The organism is Sphingomonas sp. TDK1, from assembly GCF_001650735.1.
Taxonomy (GTDB): Bacteria; Pseudomonadota; Alphaproteobacteria; order Sphingomonadales; family Sphingomonadaceae; genus Sphingomonas.
This window is the reverse complement of record NZ_LXVY01000003.1, coordinates 155,139-177,909: the sequence shown is the minus strand read 5'-3', so window position 1 is coordinate 177,909 and position 22,771 is coordinate 155,139. Positions and strand designations below refer to the sequence as shown.

Sequence of the window (22,771 nt, the reverse complement as noted above, 5' to 3'; positions counted from 1 at the left end):
CCTACGAACAGCGATCGCCGCGTCAGAGCCGACGGTACAGCACCAACGCGTCGACCAGCCCCAGACTTGGGTGGTCGAACGCGTCCGGCACCCGCCCGACCTCCTCGAAGCCGAGCGCATGCCACAGCCGCACGGCGGGCGCGTTGCTGCTTACCACAAAGTTGAACTGCATCGCGCGGAAGCCGCGTGCCCGCGCTTCGGCGAAGCTGTGTTCGGCCATGGCGCGGGCGATCCCACGTCCGCGCATCGCGGGATGGGTGGCATACCCGCAATTGGCGACATGCGAACCGCCGCCCGCGTGATTCGCGCGCAGATAATAGGTGCCGAGCAACGTTCCCTCCGCTTCCGCGACGAAACTTGCGCGATCGGGCGCCAGCCAATAGCCCAGCGCCGCATCACGCAGGAGATCGCGGTCCAGCGCATAGGTTTCGCCGGCGCGGATCACCGGCTCCAGGATCGCCCAGATCGCCGCACCGTCCTCCGGCGCGGCAGGGCGAATCACTGGGCTCACCCTTCCAGGGTGCGCATCAGCGCGCGGACGGCGCCGTCGATCTCGACATCCTTGCTGCGCAGATCCTCGATCCGCTTCACCGCATGGATCACGGTCGAGTGATCGCGGTTGCCGAACTTGCGGCCGATCTCGGGCAGCGAGCGCGTGGTCAGGCGCTTGGCCAGATACATCGCGATCTGGCGCGGGCGCGCGATCGCAACTGCCCGGCGGGCCGAGATCAGGTCCAGCTGCTTCACTTCGAAATGCGCCGAAACCGCGCGCTGGATCTCGTCGATGGTGATGCGGCGCTGGCTGGTGCGCAGCACTTCGCCCAGCACGCTGGTCGCGAAGTCGATCGTGATCTCTTCGTTCGAAAGGCTCGCATAGGCGACCAGCCGATTCAGCGCGCCTTCCAGCTCGCGCACGTTCGTGGTGATTCGCGCGGCCAGCAGATCGGCCACTTCCACGGGCATGTCGACGGCGGGCATATCCTTCAGCTTGCGCTCGACGATGGCGCGGCGAAGATCGAGTTCGGCGGGCTTGATGTCCGCCACCAGTCCGGCGCCTAGGCGACCGACGAGGCGGGGCTCAAAGCCTTCCAGCGCCTGGGGCGCACGGTCCGCAGCGATCACCAGCCGCTTGCCGGCACTCATGAACTCGTTGACCGTGTGGAAGAATTCTTCCTGGGTCGCGTCCTTGCCGCCGATGAACTGAAGATCGTCGATCATCAGCAGGTCGACCGAGCGCAGGCGCTTCTTGAACGCCAGCGTATCCTTGTTGCGCAGCGCCTGCACGAATTCGAACATGAAGCGCTCGCCGGTCGAATAAATCGCCGTCGCGCCGGGATTCGCGTCCAGGAACGCATGGCCGATCGCGTGCATCAGGTGCGTCTTGCCCTGACCGGTGCCTGCGTGGAGATAGAGCGGGCTGAACATCGGCACACCCGGCAGCGCGACCGAACCGGCGGCGTTGAACGCGACCCGATTCGTCGTGCTCACCACAAATCGATCAAAGGTGAAGCGCGGATCGAACGCGGGCCGCTCTGCCGGCTCGGCCAGCGATTCGGTGCGCGGCGCGGGCACAGGGGCCGGCTCGGCGCTGAGCACGCGCTGCTCGGAATCCTGCATCGTCTCCAGCGTGACGCTGCGCACACCCGGCAGCACCGCGCGGAATTCGAGCAGCAGGCGCTCGGCATAGTGATTCTTCACCCACTGGGTGAGAAACGGCGACGGCAGGCCCAGGCGAACCGCGAGCGAATCGCTGCCGTCGATGAGCACCACCGGCTTCAGCCACTGGTCGAACAGCCGCTGGCCGGCCGAGCGGCGCAGGTTGGTGCGCACATGCGCCCAAGCTTTGGCGACGTCGCGGCCTTCCTCACGTTCCAGCGGTTGAACCTGAGTCACTGTGACGCACCCTTCCTTCGCGGGAATCACGACTCCCGCGTGCTAAAAACAATATCGATCATGAGGCCCATCGCAGCCGGTCATGCCCCCGGACGACGCGCGATGAACTCGTTGCCCCGGCCAGCAATGTGGCCGGGAGGTTCGTTGTAGGAAGCTCGAACTGAGTCGAGCAAGGGCCTGCCATGTAAACTTTCTGAAATAGTTTTGTTGACAGGCTGAACCCCTAGGAAATCCGTGGGGGACCAGAAAACACCAAACTATTACAGTAACTTAACACGGTAAAACGAGAGCTTGGCCCAGTCGAATCGGCACGACTCGTGGATTCGCGCGATTCGACCCTGTTGCTGAATTTTTAACCATTTTTTTCTGCAGACAACGCAAAAAACCCCGCCGGACACAGTCCGGCAGGGCTTTTGATTACCGAATGGTTACGGTTTAGGCGAGCGCCTGAAGACGCTTGTTGAGGCGCGAGAACTTGCGCGCGGCCGTGTTCTTGTGGAGCACACCCTTCGCGACGCCACGGGCGATTTCCGGCTGCGCAGCGGCGAGCGCTTCGGTGGCAGCGGCCTTGTCGCCGGCGGTCAGCGCAGCTTCGACCTTCTTGACGAAGGTACGGATGCGGCCGACGCGTGCACCGTTGATCTCGGCGCGGCGGTCGTTGCGACGGATGCGCTTCTTCGCTTGCGGCGTATTCGCCATTCGGTCTTGTTCCTGCTCGAAATGGGTGAGGCGCGGAAGCGAGCCCACGCCGGAAAGACGGGCCCCTTACCGGCTCCAGCGATTCGGGTCAACCTTTTCAGCGCTGGCATTTGGCACAATAGAAGGTGGAACGCCCCGAATCCACGCGACGCTGCACGAGCCGCCCACAACTGCACGGCGCCCCTTCCCGACCATAGACGCGCCACTCCTTGGCGAAATAGCCGAGCTCGCCGTCGGGGCGCGCATAATCGCGCAGTGTGGAGCCCCCGGCGCGAATCGCGGCCTCCAGCACCTCGCGCACCGCCTCAACGAGCTTCTCCAGCTTGGCTCGACTGATCGAGCCCGCCGGCTTGCTCGGCGCGATGCCGGATAGGAACAGCGCCTCGCACACATAGATATTGCCGAGCCCCGCGACGATTCGCTGATCCAGCAGCAGCGCCTTCACCGGCGCGATTCGATTCCGGAACGCCTCGACCAGATGCGCGGTCGTGAAGTCGGGGCCCAGTGGCTCGGGACCCAGCGCCTTGAAAGCAGACCAATCCGCAAGCGCCGCAGTCGGCACCAGATCCATCGAGCCGAATCGTCGGGGATCGTTGAGGGAAAGCCGGTGCCGCGCGGTCTCGATCACCACATGATCGTGCTTGCCCAGCTCCGAAGGATCGATCCGCCAGCGGCCGGACATGCCGAGATGGAACACCAGCGTGTCCTCGCGATTCGTATCGATAAGGCCGTATTTTGCGCGGCGGGACAGGCCGGTGACGGTGGCCCCTGTCAGCCGCTGCCCCAGATCGACCGGGAACGGTCGTCGGAGATCGGCGCGATTCAGCAGCACGCGTTCGATCCGCTGACCCTGCAGCACGGGGGCAAGGCCCCGGACCGTGGTTTCTACTTCGGGAAGCTCAGGCATGTGCCCATACAGCTAGGAAGTGGTGGATGGATTGTCACCTGCCCCTCAGCCCCCTTGGTTTGCCCGCCACCTCCCGCTAAGGCACGCCCATGCCCGATACCGTTTCCTTCGGTTACGAAGACGTCGCCCCTGAGGACAAGACCCGCCGCGTCGGCGAGGTGTTCTCGAATGTCGCCAGCAAATATGACCTGATGAACGACGCCATGTCGGGCGGCATGCACCGGTTGTGGAAGGACCGCTTCGTTCGCCGGGTGAAGCCGCGCGCTGGCGAGCACATCCTCGACATGGCCGGCGGCACCGGCGACATCGCCTTCCGCATGGCCGAGTCCGGCGCGGCGATCACCGTCGCCGACATCAATCCGGAAATGCTGAGCGTCGGCGTCGAGCGCGCCGCCCAGCGCGGCATTGATGGTCTGGTGTGGACCGAGGCCAATGCCGAGACGCTGCAATTCCCCGATCGCTTCTTTGATGCCTACACCATCGCGTTCGGCATCCGGAACGTTACCGACATTCCCAAGGCGCTCCGCGAGGCGCACCGCGTGCTGAAGCGCGGCGGCAGATTCTTCGTGCTGGAATTCTCGACCACCCAGTGGCCGGGCTTCGCCGAGATCTACGACGCCTATTCGCACAAGCTTGTCCCCAAGCTCGGCAAGCTGCTCGCGCAGGACGAGGACAGCTATCGCTACCTGATCGAATCGATCCGCCGCTTTCCCGACATGCCGAGTTTCGAACGCATGATCGCCGAGGCCGGCTTCCGGCAGACCAAGGTGGAGCCGCTGCTCGGCGGACTTGTCGCGATCCACAGCGGCTGGAAGATTTGATGGTGCGCGCACGGAAGCCCCTCCCCTTCAGGGGAGGGGTTTGGGGTGGGGCCGTGTCTCACCGAGACCAACAGGCGTTCTGGAATCCCTCCACCCCCACCCTGTCCTCCGAGGAGGAGGGGCTAAAGGCATGACCGCGCCCGCCATCCATCTCTGGCGCCTGCTGAAATGGGGCCGCACCCTCGCGCGGCACGGCGCGCTGCGCGGCATCGAGCGCGATGCGAACACGCCCCGCCCGGTGCGCCGCCTAGCGCGTATCGCGCGGCTGGGCGCGCGCGTTCCCGCCATCCCTGCCTATGCCGATGCCTTCCAGGCGATCGGCCCGGCCGCGATCAAGCTCGGCCAGACGCTTGCAACCCGTCCCGATCTCGTCGGCGAGGAAGCCGCGCACGACCTGCTGCGCCTGCAGGACGCGCTGCCGCCCGTCCCCTTCGACATCATTCGCGAGCGGATCGAGACCAGCTATGGTCGCCCGATCTCCGCGATGTTCGCGGAGATCGAGGAAGTGCCGATCGGCGCCGCCTCGATCGCGCAGGTCCACCGTGCGGTGACCACCGACGGCCGCCGCGTCGCGGTGAAGGTGCTGCGGCCGGGCATCGAGAGCGATTTCTCCCGCGCGATCGATACCTATGAATGGGCCGCCGCCCAGCTCGAAGCCTATGGCGGCGAGGCGCGCCGCCTGCGCCCGCGCCTCGTGATCGAAAGCTTCAAGCGCTGGACCGCGCGCGAGCTCGACTTCCGACGCGAAGCCGCCTCGGCCTCCGAACTCGCCGAGGGCATGACCGCCGAGCCGGACTTCATGGTCCCCCAGATCGACTGGCAACGCACCACCGGCAAGGTGCTGACGCTGGAGTGGATCGACGGCATCAAGCTGAGCGACCGCGACGCGCTGGTCCGCGCCGGCCACGACATGCCCGGGCTTGCGGGCAAGCTGATCAAGGCGTTCCTCCGCCAGGCGATCGCCGAAGGCTTTTTCCATGCGGACATGCACCAGGGCAATCTGTTCGCCCTGCCCGACGGCCGCATCGCCGCGATCGACTTCGGCATCATGGGCCGGATCGACCGGCGCGCGCGGGTGTGGCTGGCCGAGATCCTCTACGGCCTGATCACCGGCGATTATAAGCGCGTCGCCGAAATCCATTTCGAGGCGGGCTACGTTCCCTCCCATCATAACGTAGCCGAGTTCGCCACCGCCCTGCGCGCGGTAGGCGAGCCGATGCGCGGCCTGCCGGTGAAGGAAATGTCCATCGGCGGCATGCTCGACGGCCTGTTCTCGATCACCCGCGACTTCGACATGATGACGCAGCCGCATCTGCTGCTGCTCCAGAAGACGATGGTGATGGTGGAAGGCGTTGCGCGTTCGCTCGATCCCGACATCAACCTGTGGGACGTCTCGGCACCGTTCGTCCGCGAATGGATCCGCACCGAGCTGGGGCCGGAGGCCAAGGTCGCCGATCGCCTGATCGAGGATCTGCGCACCCTCGCCCGCCTGCCGGAACTCGTGCGCAATATCGAACGCCGCTTCCCCGCACCCGGCGGCGCCCCGCCGGAGCCGCCGCTGCGTGAAATTCAGGTCGTCCGCGTCGGCGGTGGCTGGCGTTATGCCGTGGTTGCGCTGCTTGCGGCGGCAGCGGGCGTGCTTGGAACGCTGCTGCTGAAATGAGCGGGCGCACGCGCCGCCTCTGGACCCTTCAGCCGAGCCGCTTCGCTGCCCTTTCGCGGGGGCGCGCACGGCTCGCCTGGCTGGCGCTGCTGCTGCTGCTGCTCGCCTCGCTCACCGCGTTGGCAGTGCCGTCGCTGACCGGGACCGGCGATGCGGCTGCGCATATCGCCGATCGGATGACCGATATCGGCCTGTATGAGCGCGTCGTCGCCGCGATGAAGGGTGGTGACGGCTATTATGTCGCCGCAAGCGATGCGATGCGCTCGGGCGGCTATCCGCTGCATCCGTTCCTCACCATGCGGCTGCCTGCGCTGGCGGCGCTGGAGGCGGCGATTCCGGGCTGGGCAAGCATCGTCCTGCTCCTAGCGCTCGCAACGCTCACCGCGTTCGCCTGGGCGTCGCGGGTCGGCATCGCGCTGGCCGGCCTGTTTCCGCGCGCGGTAATGATGCTGCTGCTCGCGGTATCGATGCTCGCCTTCTTCCAGCCCGGGCTGGTGCTATTCCATGAAGTCTGGGCCGGGCTGCTCGTCGCGGTGTCGCTGGCCGTGCGGCGCCCAGGCCGCGCGATCGAGGCGATCGCGCTCGGCCTCGCCGCGATGCTGATCCGGGAAACGGCGGCGCTGTACGTGGTCGTGATGCTCGTCTTTGCCTGGGGCGAAAGCCGCCGGCGCGAGGCGCTGGGCTGGGCCATCGCCCTCCTGCTCTTCGGCGCGGTGCTGGCGCTGCACGCCCATGCCGTGGCAAGCGTCACCGGTCCGCTGGATGCGGCGTCGGCGGGCTGGGCGGGGCTCAACGGCCCGGGCTTCTTCCTCCGGGCGCTGGTCACCGCCACCGCGCTCCAGGTATTGCCGGCGGTAGTGGGCGTGCTGCTCGTAACACTGGCCCTGTTCGGCTGGGCGAGCTGGGACGATGCGCTGGGCCTACGCATGTTCGCGCTCCTGGTCGCGTACGGCGTGATGATCTCGATCTTCGCCCGGCTCGATAATTTCTACTGGGCGCTGATGATCGCCCCCGCTGCGCTGCTGGGGCTCGTCTTCGTGCCCGATGCGTTGGCGGACCTGTGGCACCGCGCGCTCGACAGGCGCCGGATCACCGTTACAACGGTGACACCATGAAGCGCATCCTGCTCATCGTCGGCGGGGGCATTGCCGCCTACAAGGCGTGCGAACTCGTTCGCCTGTGCCGCAAGGCGGGGATCGGCGTCACCTGCGTGCTCACCGAAGGTGGGCAGCATTTCGTCACGCCGATGACGCTCGCCGCGCTGTCGGAAAACCAGGTCTACACCACCCTGTGGGATCTGAAGGACGAGGCGGAGATGGGGCATATCCAGCTCAGCCGCCAGTCCGATCTGGTCGTCGTCGCGCCGGCGACGGCCGATCTGCTCGCCCGCATGGCCGGCGGCATTGCCAACGACCTCGCCACCACCTTGCTGCTCGCGACCGACAAGCCGGTTCTCGCCGCGCCCGCCATGAACGTGCGGATGTGGAGCCACGCCGCCACCCGCCGCAATGTCGCCCAGCTCCGCGTCGATGGCGTGACCGTGCTCGAGCCCGATGAGGGGCCCATGGCCTGCGGCGAATACGGCCCCGGCCGCCTGCCCGAGCCGGACGCGATTCTCGCCGCCATCCAGCAGGCGCTTTCGCCAGTCGAGCAGCGCCTGACCGGCAGGCATGTCCTCGTCACGGCGGGGCCGACGCACGAGCCGATCGATCCGGTGCGCTACATCGCCAATCGCTCCTCCGGGAAGCAGGGCTTCGCGATTGCCGGCGCGCTGGCCGCATTGGGCGCCCGCGTGACGCTGGTCGCGGGCCCGGTGACGCTCCCCACCCCGGCGGGAGTGGCTCGCATCGACGTGGAAACGGCGCGCGAAATGGCGGCGGCCGTGGATGCCGCGCTGCCCGCCGACGCCGCCGTGATGGTCGCCGCCGTCGCCGACTGGCATGTCGAGGCCGCGTCCCAGAAACTGAAGAAGGGCGATGCCGCACCGCTGCTGCACCTGGCACAAAATCCTGATATCCTCGCCGGCGTGGCGCAGGGGTCGCGCCGGCCGCGGCTCGTGGTGGGCTTCGCGGCGGAAACCGAACGAGTGGTCGAACATGCCGTCGCGAAACGAACGCGCAAGAACGCGGACTGGATTGTCGCCAACGATGTTTCAGGCGATGTGATGGGGGGTGAAGCCAATGCCGTCCATCTCGTCACCGCCGCAGGCGTCGAAAGCTGGGAGCGCACGTCCAAGGCCGATGTCGCCCGCCGCCTCGCCGAGCGGATCGCCGATGCGCTCTAAGCTGCTGCCCGCGCTCGCTGGCGTCGCGCTGCTGGCCGGTTGTGCCGAGCCCGTCGCCACCACGCATGGCGCCAGCAAGGCGGAGCCTGCGCTCAACCTGCACGCGCGCAACTTCGGCCTCGCCACGCCCTCCGATGTTCGCACCCTCGTCGTCGTCCTCCACGGCGACGGGAGCCCCGAGACCCGCAGCGACCATTATCGCTTCGCCGAAAGTGTCACCGAGAACATCCCCGGCAGCGCCGCCGTCGCGCTGCTCCGCCCCGGCTATGGCGATGCCGCCGGCAACCGCTCGCCGGGTCAGGCGGGGCTCGGCTTCGGCGACGATTACACGCAGCAGCATATCGATGCGGTTGCGCAGTCGCTGGGAATCCTCCGCCGCCGCTTCCCGGCCGCCCGCCTTATCCTGGTCGGCGACTCGGGCGGCGCAGCGATCGCGGCCGACATCGCCGGAATTCGCCCCGACCTGCTCGACGCGATGGTACTGGTCGGGTGCCCCTGCGCGTTGCCCGAATGGCGCAAGGGCATGGAGAAGCAGCGACACGGTGCCGCCTGGGCCACGCCGGTCGCGAGCCTCGATCCGCTCAAGACCGCCGGCGGGGTGATGCCGAGCATGCGCGCCGCGGTGCTGGTCGGCCTCGACGACAAGATCACACCCCCGTCGCTGTCCCGTGCCTATGCCGAGGCCCTTGCGCTTCGCGGTATCGCTACCGATCTTCGGATCGTCCCCGGACGGGGACATGATCTGCTCAACGATCCCGAAGTGCTGGCGGCAACCACCCGGCTGGCGACCGCGCTTCCCACGAAAGGCTGACCTTGCTGCCGCCGATCCGTATCGCGATCCAGCGCCTGCCCCATGGCGAGAACCTGCCGCTCCCCCGCTACGCCACAGAAGGGGCCGCCGGCATGGACGTGGTCGCAGCCGAGGAACTGACGCTTGCGCCGGGCGCGCGCCACGCCGTTGCCACCGGCTTCGCCATGGCGATTCCTGCTGGCTATGAGGTGCAGGTCCGGCCGCGTTCGGGCCTGGCGCTGAAGCACGGCATCACCTGCCTCAACACACCGGGCACGATCGACAGCGACTATCGCGGTGAGATCAAGGTGATCCTCGCCAATCTCGGGAGCGAGGACTTCCCGATCGCGCGCGGCGATCGCATTGCCCAGCTGGTACCCGCACCGGTCCAGCGCGGCGATCTGGACGAGGTCGCGAGCCTTGATGAGACCGCACGAGGGGCCGGCGGCTTCGGCTCGACCGGGCGATGATCGCCACCCTCGCGCTCGCGCTCGCCTTGCAGTCGACGCCACCAAGGATCGACTGGCCTTCGCTTGCCCCGCTTCCCTATCGGACCGAGCCCCAGATAACGCCGGATATGCTCGCCTTCGTCGCGAATGAAGTCACCACGCGCAAATGCCCGCTGGCAATCGGCCCGGGCCTGACGATGACGGTCGACGTTGCCGTGCTGGTCGATCCGCAGGACAATATTCGCACGACCGTGCCCCGCGCGATCCAGTGCCCGACGGTGGAGCAATATGCTGCTGCGATGGTTGCCGGCGCAGCCCGCGGCAATCTGCTGCCGCGCATGGCCAGCGGCGACCAATGGTATCGCGCGGCCGTCACCTTCGCATGGCCGAAATGACGCTCACCGACGAAGAGCTGGAACGCTATGCCCGCCATATCATCCTGCGCGAGGTGGGCGGCACCGGTCAGGCCAAGCTGAAGGCTGCGCGCGTGCTGGTCGTCGGTGCCGGCGGCATCGGCGCCCCGGCGATCCAGTATCTTGCCGCGGCGGGCGTGGGCGCGCTGACGATCGTCGATGACGACCGCGTCGACCGGTCCAACCTCCAGCGCCAGGTGATCTTCACCACCGACGATATCGGCGCCGGCAAGGCAGAGGCCGCCGCAGGCCGTGTGGCGGCGATCAATCCCAATGTCGTCGTAGAGGTGGAAGCGCGCCGCCTGACCGCCGCCGATGCTCCCGCGCGGATCGCCGGCCACGACGTCGTGCTCGACGGCACCGACAATTTCGCAACGCGCCTTGCAGTGGCGGATGCGGCGCTCGCCGCGCGCGTCCCGCTCGTCTCGTCGGCCGTGGCCGAGTTCGAGGGCCAGCTGGGCACCTTTCGCGGCTGGGAAGCGGACCGCCCCTGCTATCGCTGCTTCGTCGGCCACGATCCCGAGCGCGAGGGCATCAGTTGCTCCGAACAGGGCGTACTGGGGGCGCTCACCGGCATCCTCGGCAGTCTCGCCGCGCTGGAAGTGATCCGTGCCATCGCGCCCTTTGGCGAGGACACGGCGGGCAAGCTGCTGCTGGTGGATGCGCTGGCCCTGCGCTTCCGCACGCTCCAACTGCCCAAGGACCCTGGCTGCCCGGCTTGCGGCGCGGGAACGGTCCGGTAAGGACAACACGCTACTGCGTGGCGACCCACCAACCGACAGGAACTTCGATGCCAGAACCGATCGCCCAAGCCCCGCGCGTGCTCGTCACCGGATCGGCCGGGTTCATCGGTTTTCACACCGCCAGCCGCCTGCTTCAGGCGGGCGCCACCGTGCTCGGCATCGACAATTTCTCGGATTACTATGACGTCGCGCTGAAGGAAGCGCGCAACGACATGCTGTCGAACCATCCGAATTTCCGGGTCGCGCGCCTCTCGATCGAGGACCAGACGGCGCTTGCGACTGCCTGGGCAGAATTTAAGCCCGACGTGGTGATCCACCTCGCTGCGCAGGCAGGTGTGCGCTTCAGCATAGAGCAGCCTGCCAGCTATATCGGCGCGAACATCGTCGGTACGTTCAACCTGTTGGAATTGGCGCGGCATCATCCGGTACGCCACTTCCTCGCCGCCTCGACCAGCTCGGTCTATGGCGCCAACACCGAGATGCCGTTCGGCGAGACCCAACGTACGGCAACACCCATGAGCCTCTATGCCGCCACCAAGGGCGCGACGGAGCTGATGGGCCACAGCTACGCGCACCTCTTCCGCACGCCGATGACCTTCTTCCGCTTCTTCACGGTCTATGGGCCCTGGGGCCGACCGGACATGGCGCTGTTCAAGTTCACCCGCGCGATCCTCGCCGGCGAACCGATCGACGTGTACAACAATGGCGAGATGGTGCGGGACTTCACCTTCATCGACGATCTCGCCGAATCGATCGTTCGGCTCGTCGATGCCGTGCCGGGCGATGCGCCCGTGGAAGGCGACAGCCTGTCGCCCGCCGCGCCGTTCCGCATCGTCAATATCGGCGCGGGCCGCCCAACCCCGCTGATGGACTATATCGGCGCGGCGGAGAAGGCGCTGGGCCGCACTGCCATCAAGAACTTCCTGCCGATGCAGGCAGGCGACGTGCCCGCGACCGAAGCCTCGGCCGATCTGCTCCGCCGCCTCACCGGCTACGCGCCCTCCACCACCCCCGAAGAAGGCGTGGCGAAGTTCGTGCGCTGGTATCTGGAGCATTATCAAAGCTGAAACTGGCGCTGGTGCATGACGGCCGCTCTCGAACGGAGCGGAACACATGACCTTCGAATGGCCGGCGCACGGATTGAAGCTGCGTACCAGGATCGAAACGCGCGCGGCGACGATCGGCGTCATCGGCATGGGCTATGTAGGCCTGCCGCTGGCAGTCGCCTTTGGCGAGGCGGGTTGCTCCGTGCTCGGCTTCGACCTCGATCCTGAGAAGGTCGTCGCGCTCAACCAGGGCGCCAGTTACATCAAGCACATCCCGAGCGATCGCATCGCGCCGCTGGTCACCGAGCAGCGCCTTGCCGCCACCGCCGATCTTGATCGATTGGGCGAAGTCGACGTGCTGCTGATCTGCGTTCCGACGCCGCTGACGCGCCACCTGGAACCGGACCTCAAATATGTCGAGCACACCACCGCTGCCATCGCGCGGACGCTGCGCAAGGGGCAGTTGGTGATCCTCGAATCGACCACCTATCCCGGCACCACCCGCGAGGTGATGCAGCCGATCCTCGAGGCCGACGGACTGGTGGCCGGCAAGGACTTCTTCCTCGCCTATTCGCCGGAGCGCGAAGACCCAGGCAACCCCACCTTCTCGACCACCAAGATTCCCAAAGTCGTCGGCGCGGACGATCCCGCCTCGGCGGGACTTGCGATGGCGCTGTATCGCCACGTCGTTCCGCAGGCGATCGAGGTTTCCTCCGCCGCCACTGCGGAGGCGGTGAAGATCACCGAGAATGTGTTCCGCGCCGTCAACATCGCGCTCGTCAACGAGCTGAAGCTGATCTTCACCGCGATGGATATCGACGTGTGGGAGGTGATCGACGCCGCCAAATCCAAACCGTTCGGCTTCATGCCCTTCTATCCCGGCCCGGGCCTGGGCGGGCACTGCATCCCGATCGACCCCTTCTACCTGACCTGGAAAGCGCGCGAGTACAACCAGCACACCCGCTTCATCGAACTGGCCGGCCAGATCAATGCCGACATGCCGCAGCATGTGATTCGCGTGCTGGCGGATACGCTGGACGCGCGGTTCGGGCGCGGTCTCCGCGGCGCACGAATCCTGGTGCTGGGGGTGGCCTACAAGAAGAATGTCGACGACATCCGCGAGAGCCCTTCGCTACGCCTGATGGAATTGATCGAGGCACGCGGGGCCGCGGCCGACTTTTACGATCCGCATGTCGCGCAGATCAACGGCACGCGCGAACATCCGACCCTCAACTATCGGCACGGAGTCGCCTGGGACGAAACCGCGATCGCCAATTATGATGCAGTATTGATCGCGACCGACCATGACGCGGTCGATTATGCCGCGCTGGTGACGTCGGCGAAGCTGGTGGTCGATACCCGCAATGCCTGCGGCAAGGCGGGCGTCACAGGCGAGAACATCGCGCGGGCGTGAATGCTCAATCGTCGGTCAACCAGTCTTCCCGGCCGTGCCGGATGCGAAGGACGGGAATGCCGTCGGCTTCCGCCTGGCAGAAAATCAGGTGCGCCTTGTACCGAAAGGCGCGCGGACGCTGCCGGAGCTGCTCGCGTTCGCGCGCCAAGTTCGGATTGTCCGCCAGCATCGCGAAGCATGCTTCCAGCCCTGCGGCATAGCGATCGGCCTGCACGGTGCCGAACTGCTCGACGCCGAATAGATAGAGGTCGACGAGATCGGCGCCGGCCGCCCGGCTGAGCCTATAGCGCGCCATCGCCGCTGCCGGCGCGCGCACGGGCAGCATCGAGCAGTTCCGCCACGCTACGCGTTTCGATGCCGCTTGCTTCGGCTTCGTCGATCAGCTGCTGCATCGCCTTGATCTTGTGCTCGCGGCGCTGATCGCGGCGGATCAAGTCCCGCACATAGTCGATGGCATTGCTGTAGCGGCCGCTTTCGGCCTGCGCCTCGACCCAGGCCTTCATCATGTCGGGCAGAGAAACGTTCATCGTCGCCATAGAGCACCTCGCGGACGCACTATGGCGACGATGACAAACTTTGCCAACCAGGGGCTCAGCCCAGCGCCTTCTCCGCGAAGGCACGCACCGCCGGCTCGAGATCCGGACGCGACAGGGCGACCGCAAGGTTCGCCTGGATGAAGCCGGCCTTGTCGCCGCAATCGTAGCGAGTGCCCTGGAAGGTCACGCCGTGGAACGGCTGGTCGCCGATCATCCGCTGCATCGCGTCGGTCAGCTGGATCTCGCCGCCGGCGCCCTTGCCCTGGTTTTCCAGGATGCGCATCACTTCCGGCTGCAGGATATAGCGGCCGATCACCGAGAGGTTCGACGGCGCGGTGCCCGGCGCCGGCTTTTCCACCAGGCCCTTCACCTCGGTCAGCGTGCCGTCCTGGCTGCCCGGCGTGATGATGCCGTAGCGGTGGGTCTGGTCGTCCGGCACTTCCTCGGCGCAGATCAGGTTGCCGCCGACCTTGTTATAGGCGTCCACCATCTGCTTGAGGCAGCCGGGCTGGCCGAACATGAAGTCGTCGGGCAGCAGCACCGCGAAGGGCTCGTCGCCGACGATGTCGCGGGCGCACCAAACGGCATGGCCCAGGCCCATCGGCTCCTGCTGGCGGACATAGGCGATGTTGCCGGGCTTGAGGCGGGTACCGTCGAGCACGTCCAGAGACTTGCCGCGCGCGGCCATGGTCGCTTCCAGCTCATAGGCGATGTCAAAATGGTCCTCGAGCGCGGACTTGCCGCGGCCGGTGACGAAGATCATCTGCTCGATGCCGGCTTCCACAGCCTCGTCGACGGCATATTGGATCAGCGGACGGTCCACGACCGGCAGCATCTCCTTCGGCATCGCCTTGGTGGCGGGCAGAAACCGGGTACCGAGGCCCGCAACCGGGAACACGGCCTTACGCAGCGGCTTGATCGTCATAACCCCCCTCATGGTAAATTTTGGGTGCACCGCGGCATAAACCTAGACCGGGCGCATGGCAAACGCGCAGCGTCCGTAATGGTTCGGTGACGTAATTAGGCTATCGCATCGATATGGCACAGATGCGCAAAAAGCTGTTCGTCGTCTTCGGCACACGCCCCGAAGCTATCAAGCTTTTCCCGGTAATCCGAGCATTGCAGTCGGTTCCGGAGATCGATGTCACGACCTGTGTTACGGCGCAGCATCGCGGACTTCTCGATCAGGTGCTGGCCATCGCCGGGATAACGCCCGACATCGACCTGGACCTGATGACCCCGGGCCAGTCCCTGGATGCGCTGACGGCGCGCCTGCTCACCGGGATCGGAGGCGCGCTGGACCAGGTTCAGCCCGATCGTGTCATCGTCCAGGGCGACACGGCGACCGCGATGGTGGGAGCGCTCGCGGCCTATTACCGCAAGGTGCCGGTAAGCCATGTCGAAGCGGGCCTTCGCTCCGGCGACATCTACCAGCCCTGGCCGGAGGAAGTGAATCGCCGCATCGTCGCGCCGATCGCCGACCAGCATTTCGCCCCGACCGAAACCGCCGCGAACGCGCTGCGGGACGAGAATGTGCCCCCGGCCAGCATCCATGTCACCGGCAATACGGTGATCGACGCGCTGCTCGCCACCCGTGCCCGCATCGAGGCCGAGCCGGCGCTGGCGTCCGGCCTGGGCCCGATCGCCGATCGGTTTGCCGGAAAGCGCATCGTGCTGGTCACCACCCATCGCCGCGAGAATTTCGGCGGCGGCATGAGCGCCATCGCCGAGGCACTCCGCCAGATCGCCGCGCTTCCCGACATCGCCATCCTGTTCCCGGTGCATCCGAATCCCAATGTCGTCGCGGTGATGGATGCGACGCTGGGGGATCAGCCCAACATCGCTCGCATCGATCCGCTCGATTACCCCCATTTCATCCGGGCGCTCGACATGGCCCATCTCGTGCTCAGCGATTCGGGGGGCGTTCAGGAGGAGGCCCCTGCCCTCGGCAAGCCGGTGCTGGTCATGCGCGAGACGACCGAACGACCGGAAGGCGTGGCCGCCGGCACCGCCCGGCTGGTCGGCACCGACACCGATCGGATCGTGCGCGAGGTACGCCGACTGCTCGACGAACCCGAAGCCTATGCCGCCATGGCCCGCGCGCACAATCCGTTCGGCGACGGTCACGCCGCCGAACGGATCGCGGCCATCATCCGGGCCGGCTTCGACCTCGCCTGAGCAGTCTTCCGATATTTTAACGCCTGTCTGCCATGGTCGCCGCTCCTGATTTCGCGCGGAGTTTGCGATGCTTGTGACGACGGAGCCCAAGGTTGCCGTACTTGGACTGGGCTATATCGGACTCCCCACCGCGGCGGTGATCGCGCGTACCGGCGCGCAGGTGCTGGGCATCGACGTCGACCCGCATGTCGTCGAAACGGTGAACTCCGGCCGCGTGCATATCGAGGAGATCGATCTCGACGGCCTCGTGTCCGGCGTGGTCGCGCGCGGCAACCTCCGCGCCGCGCTCGCCATCGAAGCTGCCGACGTCTTCGTCATCGCCGTGCCGACGCCCTTCGGCGAAAATCATGCGCCGGATATCGGCTATGTCCTCCAGGCCGCGACCACCATCGCGGCGGTGCTGAAGGCGGGCGACGTGGTGATCCTTGAGTCCACCTCGCCGGTCGGCACCACTGAAAAGGTCGCCGCCCTGCTCGCCCGGCTGCGTCCCGACCTGAAGGTGCCCGGCCATAGCGGCGGCAGCGCCGACATCGCCATCGCCTATTGCCCGGAGCGCGTGCTGCCCGGCCGCATCCTCGTCGAACTGATCGAGAACGACCGGGTGATCGGCGGCATCACGTCGCGCTGCGCGCGCAAGGCCCTGCACTTCTACCGCCGCTTCGTGCGTGGCGCCTGCGTCACCACCACCGCGCGTGCGGCGGAGATGACCAAGCTCACCGAAAACGCCTTCCGCGACGTGAATATCGCCTTCGCCAACGAACTGTCGATCCTGGCCGAGGGCATGGGCGTCGACGTGTGGGAAGTGATCCGCCTCGCCAACCGCCATCCGCGCGTCAATATCCTCGCGCCGGGCCCAGGCGTCGGCGGTCACTGCATCGCGGTCGATCCCTGGTTCCTCGTCCATTCGGACCCGGAGCACAGTCCGCTGATCCGAACCGCGCGCGAAGTGAACGACGGCAAGGTGGCCTATACGATCGAGCGTGCCGAGGCGCTGATCGCCAGCCTGCCCGCCGCACCGATTGCCTGCCTCGGCCTCGCCTTCAAGGCGAACATCGACGATTTCCGCGAGAGCCCGGCACTGAAGGTGGCGCTGGCCATCGCCAAGCGGCATAGTTCTCGCGTGCGAATCGTCGAACCCTATGCGCAGGCACTGCCGCCTGCCCTGGCCGCCACCGGCGCGACGCTCACCGATATCGACAGCGCGATCGAGAGCTGCCCGATCTTCATCGTGCTGGTCGACCACGACCTGTTCAAGTCGGTCCCGCTCGACGAACGCGCGACCAAGCTGGTCTATGACACGCGCGGCATCTGGCCCGACCAGCCGGCACCGGAGACGATCGCAGCCGGCCTGCGTCTCGCCGGCTGAGCGATGCTGCGATCGCTGTTTCGGCGCGCGGATCCGCAAGCCCATGCCTTGCCCAGCGGGACGCGCGCCTATGCGATCGGCGACGTGCATGGGCGGCGGGACCTGCTGGCGGAATTGCTTGCCCGGATCGATGCCGAGCGCCTGGCCGATCCCCGCCCGAACGAGCACCTCGTCCTGCTCGGCGACCTGATTGATCGCGGACCGGATTCGCGCGGCGTGCTGGATCTCCTGCTCGAACGGCAGGCGGCAGACCCGACCCTGACGATCCTCGGCGGCAATCATGAATCGATGCTCGTCGCCATGCTCGATGGCAATTTGCGTGATCTCGAATCCTGGCTGCATTTCGGCGGCGAGGAATGCGCCGCCAGCTACGGTCTCGATCCGATTACGCTGCTCGCGGATCCTGCAGCAGCATCGGCGCTGCTCCGCGCCGCCATTCCCCACGCGCATGCGGCCCTGCTGCGCGCACTTCCCGACTCACTCCGGCTAGGTGACGTACTGTTCGTCCATGCCGGGATCCGTCCTGGCGTAGCGCTGGAGCAGCAGGACCCGCAGGACCTGCGCTGGATCCGCACACCGTTCCTGCGCAGTACCGCCGATCACGGCGTGCTGGTCGTCCATGGTCATACGGTTGTCAGCGAACCCGAAGTCCACCCGAACCGCATCGCGATCGACACCGGCGCCAGCGCCACCGGCTGCCTCACCGCACTCTGCCTGGATGGCGCCGAGCGCCGCTTCCTCGCTACCGGCGCCTGATCTGGAGCCCGATACCCCTTCCACCATCCTCCCGGCGGAAGCCGGGATCCAGGGGTCTCGGACGCGGCTCGTACCTAGACGTAGAGGCGAATGGATTCGCCTTTCGCCGGATGGCGGGAGGGGTCAAATCCGCTTTCTCCTGCGGCACCGCGCGCGAGGCGCACGAAAAAGCCCGCGAGGGTCGCTCGCGGGCTTCTCGAAAATCTGCCAATCGAATGCCGCTTACTGGCCGGCGGGTTCGCCCGCGCCCTGCGGCATGCCGCCCTGCTGCTGCTGCATCATCATCTGGCGGATGACGGCCGCGGGCACCAGTTCCTGCATGTTGACGTCGAAGATCAGGACTTGGTCGGACAGCTCGTTCTGCTGACCGCCATCGGCGCCATAGCCCAGCTTCGGGGGAAGCCAGAAGCGGTAGCGGGCACCCTTCTTCATCAGCTTCACGCCCTCGGTAAAGCCCGGGATCATCGGCTGGCCGATCTGGAAGCGCATCGGCGTCTTCGGCTGGAATTCCTTGCCGCCGCGCAGCTTGCCGACGATTTCGACGACGACGCCGTCCTGCTCGACGGGATTGGCCCCACTACCGGCCTCGATCACCTGATACTGAAGACCGGACGGCGTAGTCAGCACACCCGGCTGGTTCTTGTGCCAGGCCAGGAAGCCCTCGGCATCGAGGTGCGACGACACGGGCGTACGCGTGCCACCCCAGGCGAGTGCGAAGGCGATAGCGACCGCCGCCAGCACCCCCAACCAGATCCAGAGCTTATAGCTGCCCTTGACGGGCTGGAGCGGAACGGCGGTAACCGACATGATCGGACTCCGGCGGGGAATTGCGTCCCCGTTATGTAAGGAAGAGAAACGGCGGCGCGCGCGATATCACGCGCGCCGGGCAGGCCTCAACGGGCGCTGTCGCGCTCCATGCGCTTGCGCTCCAGCTTGCGGGCGCGACGCACAGCGGCGGCGCGCTCGCGAGCGCGCTTCTCGCTCGGCTTCTCGTAGTGACGGCGCAGCTTCATCTCGCGATACACGCCTTCACGCTGCAGCTTCTTCTTGAGCGCCCGCAGCGCCTGGTCGACGTTGTTGTCGCGAACGATGATTTGCATAAAGTCGTACAGCTCCGATCAAACTCAATAGCAAGGGGCCGCCGAAACCATAGGTGCGGCGTCGAACGGGCCTCCTATCAGCGCCTCGGCGATTCTTCAAGCAAAAGCGTGCGCGGACGACGGCATTCGTTCGAATAGATTGGCTACAGCGCCGCCCCGCGGATTACAGCAGATTGCAGCGCTGCAACCCGGTCGATAGATTCGGGTCGCAATACCCACTTCATGATGCAGTCAGCCCCCGCCGTGGATCTAGAAACCCGTCTCCTCATTGTCGACGACGACCCTGGAATCCGCGAGCTCACCGCCGCGTTCCTCACCCAGCATGGCTATGTGGTCGATACCGCCGAAGACGCTCCCACGATGCGCGCCGCGGTTGCCGCGAACACCTACGCGCTGGTGGTGCTCGATCTCATGATGCCGGGCGAGGATGGGCTCTCCATCCTGCGGACGATGGATCGCCAGTCCGGCCCCGCGGTTATCCTGCATTCGGTGTTGAGCGAGGATATCGATCGCATCGTCGGCCTGGAAATGGGCGCTGACGATTACATCGCCAAGCCGGCCAATCCGCGCGAGCTGCTGGCAAGGATCCGGTCCGTGCTGCGCCGCGCCGTGGCCGCGCCGCCGACGACCAGCGCATTGGAGCGCAGCTATCTGCGCTTTGCCGGCTGGCGGCTCGATCCGGTCGGGCGGCAACTCTACGACCCCGAAGGCGTGCTCATCAACTTGTCGGACGGGGAATTCCGCCTGCTGCTCGCGCTGGTGGAGCGCCCGCGCCGAGTGCTGACGCGCGACGCGCTGCTCGATTATTCGCGCGGCGCCCATGCCGAACATTTCGATCGCGCGATCGACGTGCAGATGAGTCGGCTGCGCAAGAAGCTCGCCCGCTCCGACGCCGACGAATTGATCCGCACCATCCGCAACGAAGGCTATATGTTCGTCGCGGAGGTCACCACCAAGTGATCGCGCGCCCGGCATCGATCGTGGTGCCGATGATGCTGTTCGCCATCACCTCGGCCGCGGTGGTGATGCTGGTGCAATTCGCGGTTGTGTTCCACGGGCCCCCGCCGGGTTCGGGGCCGATGCCGCTGGCGCGGATCGCCGACGCCCTGCGCACCGGCCGCGTGCCGCCCACCGCCCATGGGCAGACGATCAGCCTCTATTATGCCGGCAACGATCGCTTCGGGCGGAGCGACGAGCGCGCCTCGATCGACCGGGACCGTGCGATCGCCATCCTGATCCCGGTGCCGGCCGATCGCATTCGCGGTTATTATGAATGGCCTGCAAGCGATCCCGATCAGGACATCCATGGCAGCTTCACCATCGGTCGCCGCCTGAACAAGGGTTGGCTCGTCGCCTCGGTGAGCCGTACGCCGACCTTGGGTCGATGGCGAATCGCGATCCTGCAATGGATGCTGCTGACGCTCGTCATCCTGTCGCTACTGGCCTGGGCCGCGGCGCGTCGCATCTCGCGTCCGATCCGGCGGCTTGCCGAGGCGGCCAAGCGGGCCCGACTGGGTGCGCCCGAGGCGATTCCGCTCGACGGGCCTCGGGAGATTCGCGAGCTGGGACGGGCGATGGAGGCGATGCAGGCTCGCATCCTGCAACAGGCGGAAAACCGCACCGTGATGCTGGCGGCAATGGCGCACGATCTCGGCACCCCGCTGTCCCGCCTCGCTTTCTGGGTGGAGCAATTGCCGGAATCGGCGCGCGAGCGTGCCGTTGCCGATATCGGCGAGATGCGCGCGATGCTGGCGGCGACGCTGCGCTTCACCCGCGATGACCGCGCGCATGGCGAGACCGAGCTTCTCGAACTCGGTAGCCTGATCGAAAGCCTTGCCGATGACCTCTCCGCCGCCGGCAAGCCTGTCACCGTGCAGCCTGGGCCCCGGATGGTGTTGATCGGCAACACCCAGGCGTTGCGGCGGCTGTTCGGCAACCTGGTCGAGAATGCGATCCGCTACGGCCAGAGCGCGGACATCTGGTGGACGGTCCAGGACGGACAGGCGGCGATCTGCGTGGACGACACGGGCCCCGGCTTCGACCCTGCCCGCGCGGAAAATCTGTTCGCGCCGTTCGTGCGGGGCGAGACGTCGCGAAATCGCGCGACGGGCGGAACGGGCCTGGGGCTCGCCATCGTCCGGTCGATCGTGGAAGCGCATGGGGGCGAGGTCACGCTCGGCAACCGTTCCGGCGGCGGCGGCGGGCATGTGCGGGTGGAGCTGCCGCTCGCGACCTGAGTGCAACACGCCGCGACACGATGACATTCGGGTGCGATGTTGCTGCTGCAAAGGGTTGCACAGGCCGCAGCCCAACCGCGGCCCAACGCCATCGCGCGCCGGCTTTCCGCGCGATAGTCTCCGCCTGCCGAGGGGAACGCCGCCCCCTGTGCGTGCCTTTCCGGCGGGCGGAGCTTTGCTATACACGGGCCATGGCCCATGCTTCCGATACGCCGCTCGACCGTGGCACCCGATTGCGCTCGATCCTCGGCGGGTCCGCCGGCAATCTCGTCGAATGGTATGACTGGTATGCCTATGCGGCGCTGGCCAGCTATCTCGCTCCGCATTTCTTCGCACCCGGCACCGCGCAGGACCTGAACGCCTGGATCGTCTTCGCGATCGGCTTCTTCATGCGGCCGATCGGCGGATGGCTGATGGGCGTCTATGGGGACCGCCACGGCCGCAAGGCTGGGTTGAGCCTCTCGGTGACATTGATGTGCGCGGGCTCGCTGCTGATCGCGGCGACACCCAGCTACAGCGCGATCGGCTGGCCGGCGACCGCGGCACTGGTGCTCGCCCGGCTGCTGCAGGGCCTCTCCCTCGGCGGCGAATATGGCGCCAGCGCCACCTATCTTTCAGAGATGGCCGGGCGGCGTCATCGCGGCTTCTTCTCGAGCTTCCAATATGTAACTCTGATCTCCGGTCAGCTCACCGCGCTGGTAGCACTGCTCGCGCTGCAGGCAGTGCTGCCCGAGGACAGCCTGCGCGCATGGGGCTGGCGCCTGCCCTTCGCGCTCGGCGGCGCGCTGGCGCTGCTGGTCTACTGGCTCCGCCGTCGCCTTGCCGAGACGGAGAGCTTCGCCAAGCGCGATCGCAACGCCGCCTCGGGCGCCTTCGCACTGTTCCGCCTGCATCCGCGCGAAGCAATGCTGGTGCTCCTGCTCACTGCCGGCGGCACCCTCGCCTTCTACGCCTATACCATCTACCCGATAACCTTTCTCAAGAAGACCGCGGGCTTTTCCGATTCGGCTGCCACCCAAGTGAACGCGGCCGCTGTTCGTGTTCATGCTGGTCCAGCCGCTCGCGGGCGCCCTGTCCGATCGTATCGGTCGCAAGCCGCTGATGATAGGCTTCGGGGTGCTGGGAGTGTGCTTCACCTACCCCATCTTCGTCGCCATGGAGGGCGTGCGCGACGGCCTGTCGGCCTTCTGGCTGATGACCGCAGCATTGCTGATCGTCACCGGCTACACCGCGATCAACGCGGTGGTGAAGGCAGAGCTGTTTCCCGCCCATATCCGCACCCTGGGCGTCGCACTGCCCTATGCGCTGGCCAACGCGATCTTCGGCGGCACCGCGCCCTCGTTGGCCCTGTGGTTCAAGCAGGAGGGCTGGGAGCGCGGCTTCTACTGGTACGTAACCGCGATGATCGGCATCTCGCTCGTCACCTATGCGACGATGCGCGACACCGCGCGCAACAGCCGGATCGCCGAGGACTGA

24 protein-coding genes and 1 pseudogene are annotated in these 22,771 nt (G+C 66.6%); 16 read left to right on the top strand and 9 right to left on the bottom strand.

Annotated features, from left to right (window positions below):
• Positions 1-22 precede the first annotated feature (22 nt).
• The 4 genes from A7X12_RS02940 to mutM all read right to left on the bottom strand — a co-directional run bounded on the left by A7X12_RS02940 (position 23) and on the right by mutM (position 3,499).
• On the bottom strand, positions 23-511 hold the full coding sequence (locus A7X12_RS02940; RefSeq protein ID WP_064310147.1) for a GNAT family N-acetyltransferase: 489 nt from the start codon (positions 509-511) through the stop codon (positions 23-25).
• Complete coding sequence (gene dnaA / locus A7X12_RS02935) at positions 508-1,893, bottom strand: chromosomal replication initiator protein DnaA (protein WP_084445005.1); 1,386 nt, start codon at positions 1,891-1,893, stop codon at positions 508-510. The genes A7X12_RS02940 and dnaA overlap by 4 nt, the downstream gene beginning before the upstream one ends.
• A gap of 435 nt (positions 1,894-2,328) precedes the next feature.
• Positions 2,329-2,592 (bottom strand): 30S ribosomal protein S20, encoded by a 264-nt coding sequence (gene rpsT, locus A7X12_RS02930; RefSeq protein WP_010545371.1) that lies wholly within the window; start codon positions 2,590-2,592, stop codon positions 2,329-2,331.
• Between the two features lie 97 nt (positions 2,593-2,689).
• Positions 2,690-3,499 (bottom strand): bifunctional DNA-formamidopyrimidine glycosylase/DNA-(apurinic or apyrimidinic site) lyase, encoded by an 810-nt coding sequence (gene mutM / locus A7X12_RS02925; RefSeq protein ID WP_064310146.1) that lies wholly within the window; start codon positions 3,497-3,499, stop codon positions 2,690-2,692.
• Between the two features lie 89 nt (positions 3,500-3,588).
• Between mutM and A7X12_RS02920 the strand changes: the two genes are divergently transcribed.
• The 10 genes from A7X12_RS02920 (at position 3,589) to A7X12_RS02875 (ending at position 13,122) form a co-directional block, all read left to right on the top strand.
• Positions 3,589-4,320, top strand: coding sequence for a class I SAM-dependent methyltransferase (locus A7X12_RS02920; RefSeq protein ID WP_064310145.1), 732 nt, complete (start codon positions 3,589-3,591; stop codon positions 4,318-4,320).
• 130 nt (positions 4,321-4,450) lie between these two features.
• Positions 4,451-5,983 (top strand): 2-polyprenylphenol 6-hydroxylase, encoded by a 1,533-nt coding sequence (gene ubiB, locus A7X12_RS02915; RefSeq protein ID WP_064310144.1) that lies wholly within the window; start codon positions 4,451-4,453, stop codon positions 5,981-5,983.
• Positions 5,980-7,098, top strand: coding sequence for a hypothetical protein (locus A7X12_RS02910; protein ID WP_064310143.1), 1,119 nt, complete (start codon positions 5,980-5,982; stop codon positions 7,096-7,098). Before ubiB ends, A7X12_RS02910 begins: the two co-directional genes overlap by 4 nt.
• On the top strand, positions 7,095-8,267 hold the full coding sequence (gene coaBC / locus A7X12_RS02905) for a bifunctional phosphopantothenoylcysteine decarboxylase/phosphopantothenate--cysteine ligase CoaBC (RefSeq protein ID WP_064310142.1): 1,173 nt from the start codon (positions 7,095-7,097) through the stop codon (positions 8,265-8,267). Before A7X12_RS02910 ends, coaBC begins: the two co-directional genes overlap by 4 nt.
• Positions 8,257-9,078 carry an alpha/beta hydrolase gene (locus A7X12_RS02900; RefSeq protein ID WP_232318299.1) on the top strand — a complete coding sequence of 274 codons (822 nt, stop codon included), beginning with the start codon at positions 8,257-8,259 and terminating at the stop codon, positions 9,076-9,078. Before coaBC ends, A7X12_RS02900 begins: the two co-directional genes overlap by 11 nt.
• Positions 9,079-9,080: 2 nt before the next feature.
• Positions 9,081-9,527: a dUTP diphosphatase gene (dut, locus tag A7X12_RS02895; RefSeq protein WP_064310140.1), complete on the top strand. Its 447-nt coding sequence runs from the start codon at positions 9,081-9,083 to the stop codon at positions 9,525-9,527.
• A complete protein-coding gene (locus A7X12_RS02890; RefSeq protein WP_064310139.1) occupies positions 9,524-9,901 on the top strand; it encodes a hypothetical protein in 378 nt (125 codons plus the stop codon). Before dut ends, A7X12_RS02890 begins: the two co-directional genes overlap by 4 nt.
• Positions 9,898-10,662 carry a HesA/MoeB/ThiF family protein gene (locus A7X12_RS02885; RefSeq protein ID WP_064310266.1) on the top strand — a complete coding sequence of 255 codons (765 nt, stop codon included), beginning with the start codon at positions 9,898-9,900 and terminating at the stop codon, positions 10,660-10,662. The genes A7X12_RS02890 and A7X12_RS02885 overlap by 4 nt, the downstream gene beginning before the upstream one ends.
• Positions 10,663-10,709: 47 nt before the next feature.
• On the top strand, positions 10,710-11,729 hold the full coding sequence (locus A7X12_RS02880) for an SDR family NAD(P)-dependent oxidoreductase (protein WP_064310138.1): 1,020 nt from the start codon (positions 10,710-10,712) through the stop codon (positions 11,727-11,729).
• 46 nt (positions 11,730-11,775) lie between these two features.
• A complete protein-coding gene (locus A7X12_RS02875; protein WP_064310137.1) occupies positions 11,776-13,122 on the top strand; it encodes a nucleotide sugar dehydrogenase in 1,347 nt (448 codons plus the stop codon).
• Between the two features lie 4 nt (positions 13,123-13,126).
• Here A7X12_RS02875 and A7X12_RS02870 read toward each other — a convergent pair whose 3' ends face one another.
• From A7X12_RS02870 to galU, 3 genes are read right to left on the bottom strand one after another with little or no spacing between them, the layout of a single operon-like run.
• Positions 13,127-13,447: a type II toxin-antitoxin system RelE/ParE family toxin gene (locus tag A7X12_RS02870; RefSeq protein WP_084445003.1), complete on the bottom strand. Its 321-nt coding sequence runs from the start codon at positions 13,445-13,447 to the stop codon at positions 13,127-13,129.
• On the bottom strand, positions 13,404-13,658 hold the full coding sequence (locus A7X12_RS02865; protein ID WP_064310136.1) for a type II toxin-antitoxin system ParD family antitoxin: 255 nt from the start codon (positions 13,656-13,658) through the stop codon (positions 13,404-13,406). Before A7X12_RS02865 ends, A7X12_RS02870 begins: the two co-directional genes overlap by 44 nt.
• A 55-nt stretch (positions 13,659-13,713) precedes the next feature.
• On the bottom strand, positions 13,714-14,583 hold the full coding sequence (gene galU, locus A7X12_RS02860) for a UTP--glucose-1-phosphate uridylyltransferase GalU (RefSeq protein WP_064310135.1): 870 nt from the start codon (positions 14,581-14,583) through the stop codon (positions 13,714-13,716).
• A gap of 113 nt (positions 14,584-14,696) precedes the next feature.
• Here galU and wecB point away from each other — a divergent pair, with 113 nt between their 5' ends.
• The 3 genes from wecB to A7X12_RS02845 all read left to right on the top strand — a co-directional run bounded on the left by wecB (position 14,697) and on the right by A7X12_RS02845 (position 17,958).
• Positions 14,697-15,836 carry a non-hydrolyzing UDP-N-acetylglucosamine 2-epimerase gene (wecB, locus tag A7X12_RS02855; protein ID WP_084445001.1) on the top strand — a complete coding sequence of 380 codons (1,140 nt, stop codon included), beginning with the start codon at positions 14,697-14,699 and terminating at the stop codon, positions 15,834-15,836.
• A 67-nt stretch (positions 15,837-15,903) separates the two neighbouring features.
• Positions 15,904-17,202 carry a UDP-N-acetyl-D-mannosamine dehydrogenase gene (wecC, locus tag A7X12_RS02850; protein WP_064310134.1) on the top strand — a complete coding sequence of 433 codons (1,299 nt, stop codon included), beginning with the start codon at positions 15,904-15,906 and terminating at the stop codon, positions 17,200-17,202.
• Positions 17,203-17,205: 3 nt separating this feature from the next.
• Positions 17,206-17,958 (top strand): metallophosphoesterase family protein, encoded by a 753-nt coding sequence (locus A7X12_RS02845; RefSeq protein ID WP_064310133.1) that lies wholly within the window; start codon positions 17,206-17,208, stop codon positions 17,956-17,958.
• Positions 17,959-18,180: 222 nt separating this feature from the next.
• On the opposite strand, the gene A7X12_RS02840 is transcribed toward A7X12_RS02845, so the two are convergent.
• Complete coding sequence (locus A7X12_RS02840) at positions 18,181-18,765, bottom strand: FKBP-type peptidyl-prolyl cis-trans isomerase (RefSeq protein WP_064310132.1); 585 nt, start codon at positions 18,763-18,765, stop codon at positions 18,181-18,183.
• 86 nt (positions 18,766-18,851) lie between these two features.
• Positions 18,852-19,058 (bottom strand): 30S ribosomal protein S21, encoded by a 207-nt coding sequence (gene rpsU, locus A7X12_RS02835; protein WP_010545388.1) that lies wholly within the window; start codon positions 19,056-19,058, stop codon positions 18,852-18,854.
• 222 nt (positions 19,059-19,280) lie between these two features.
• Between rpsU and A7X12_RS02830 the strand changes: the two genes are divergently transcribed.
• From A7X12_RS02830 to A7X12_RS02820, 3 genes and pseudogenes are all read left to right on the top strand, one after another.
• Positions 19,281-20,018, top strand: a complete 738-nt coding sequence (locus A7X12_RS02830) for a response regulator (protein WP_064310131.1) — start codon at positions 19,281-19,283, stop codon at positions 20,016-20,018.
• A complete protein-coding gene (locus A7X12_RS02825; protein WP_232318296.1) occupies positions 20,015-21,295 on the top strand; it encodes an ATP-binding protein in 1,281 nt (426 codons plus the stop codon). Before A7X12_RS02830 ends, A7X12_RS02825 begins: the two co-directional genes overlap by 4 nt.
• Before the next feature lie 191 nt (positions 21,296-21,486).
• Positions 21,487-22,771, top strand: a pseudogene (locus A7X12_RS02820) (MFS transporter).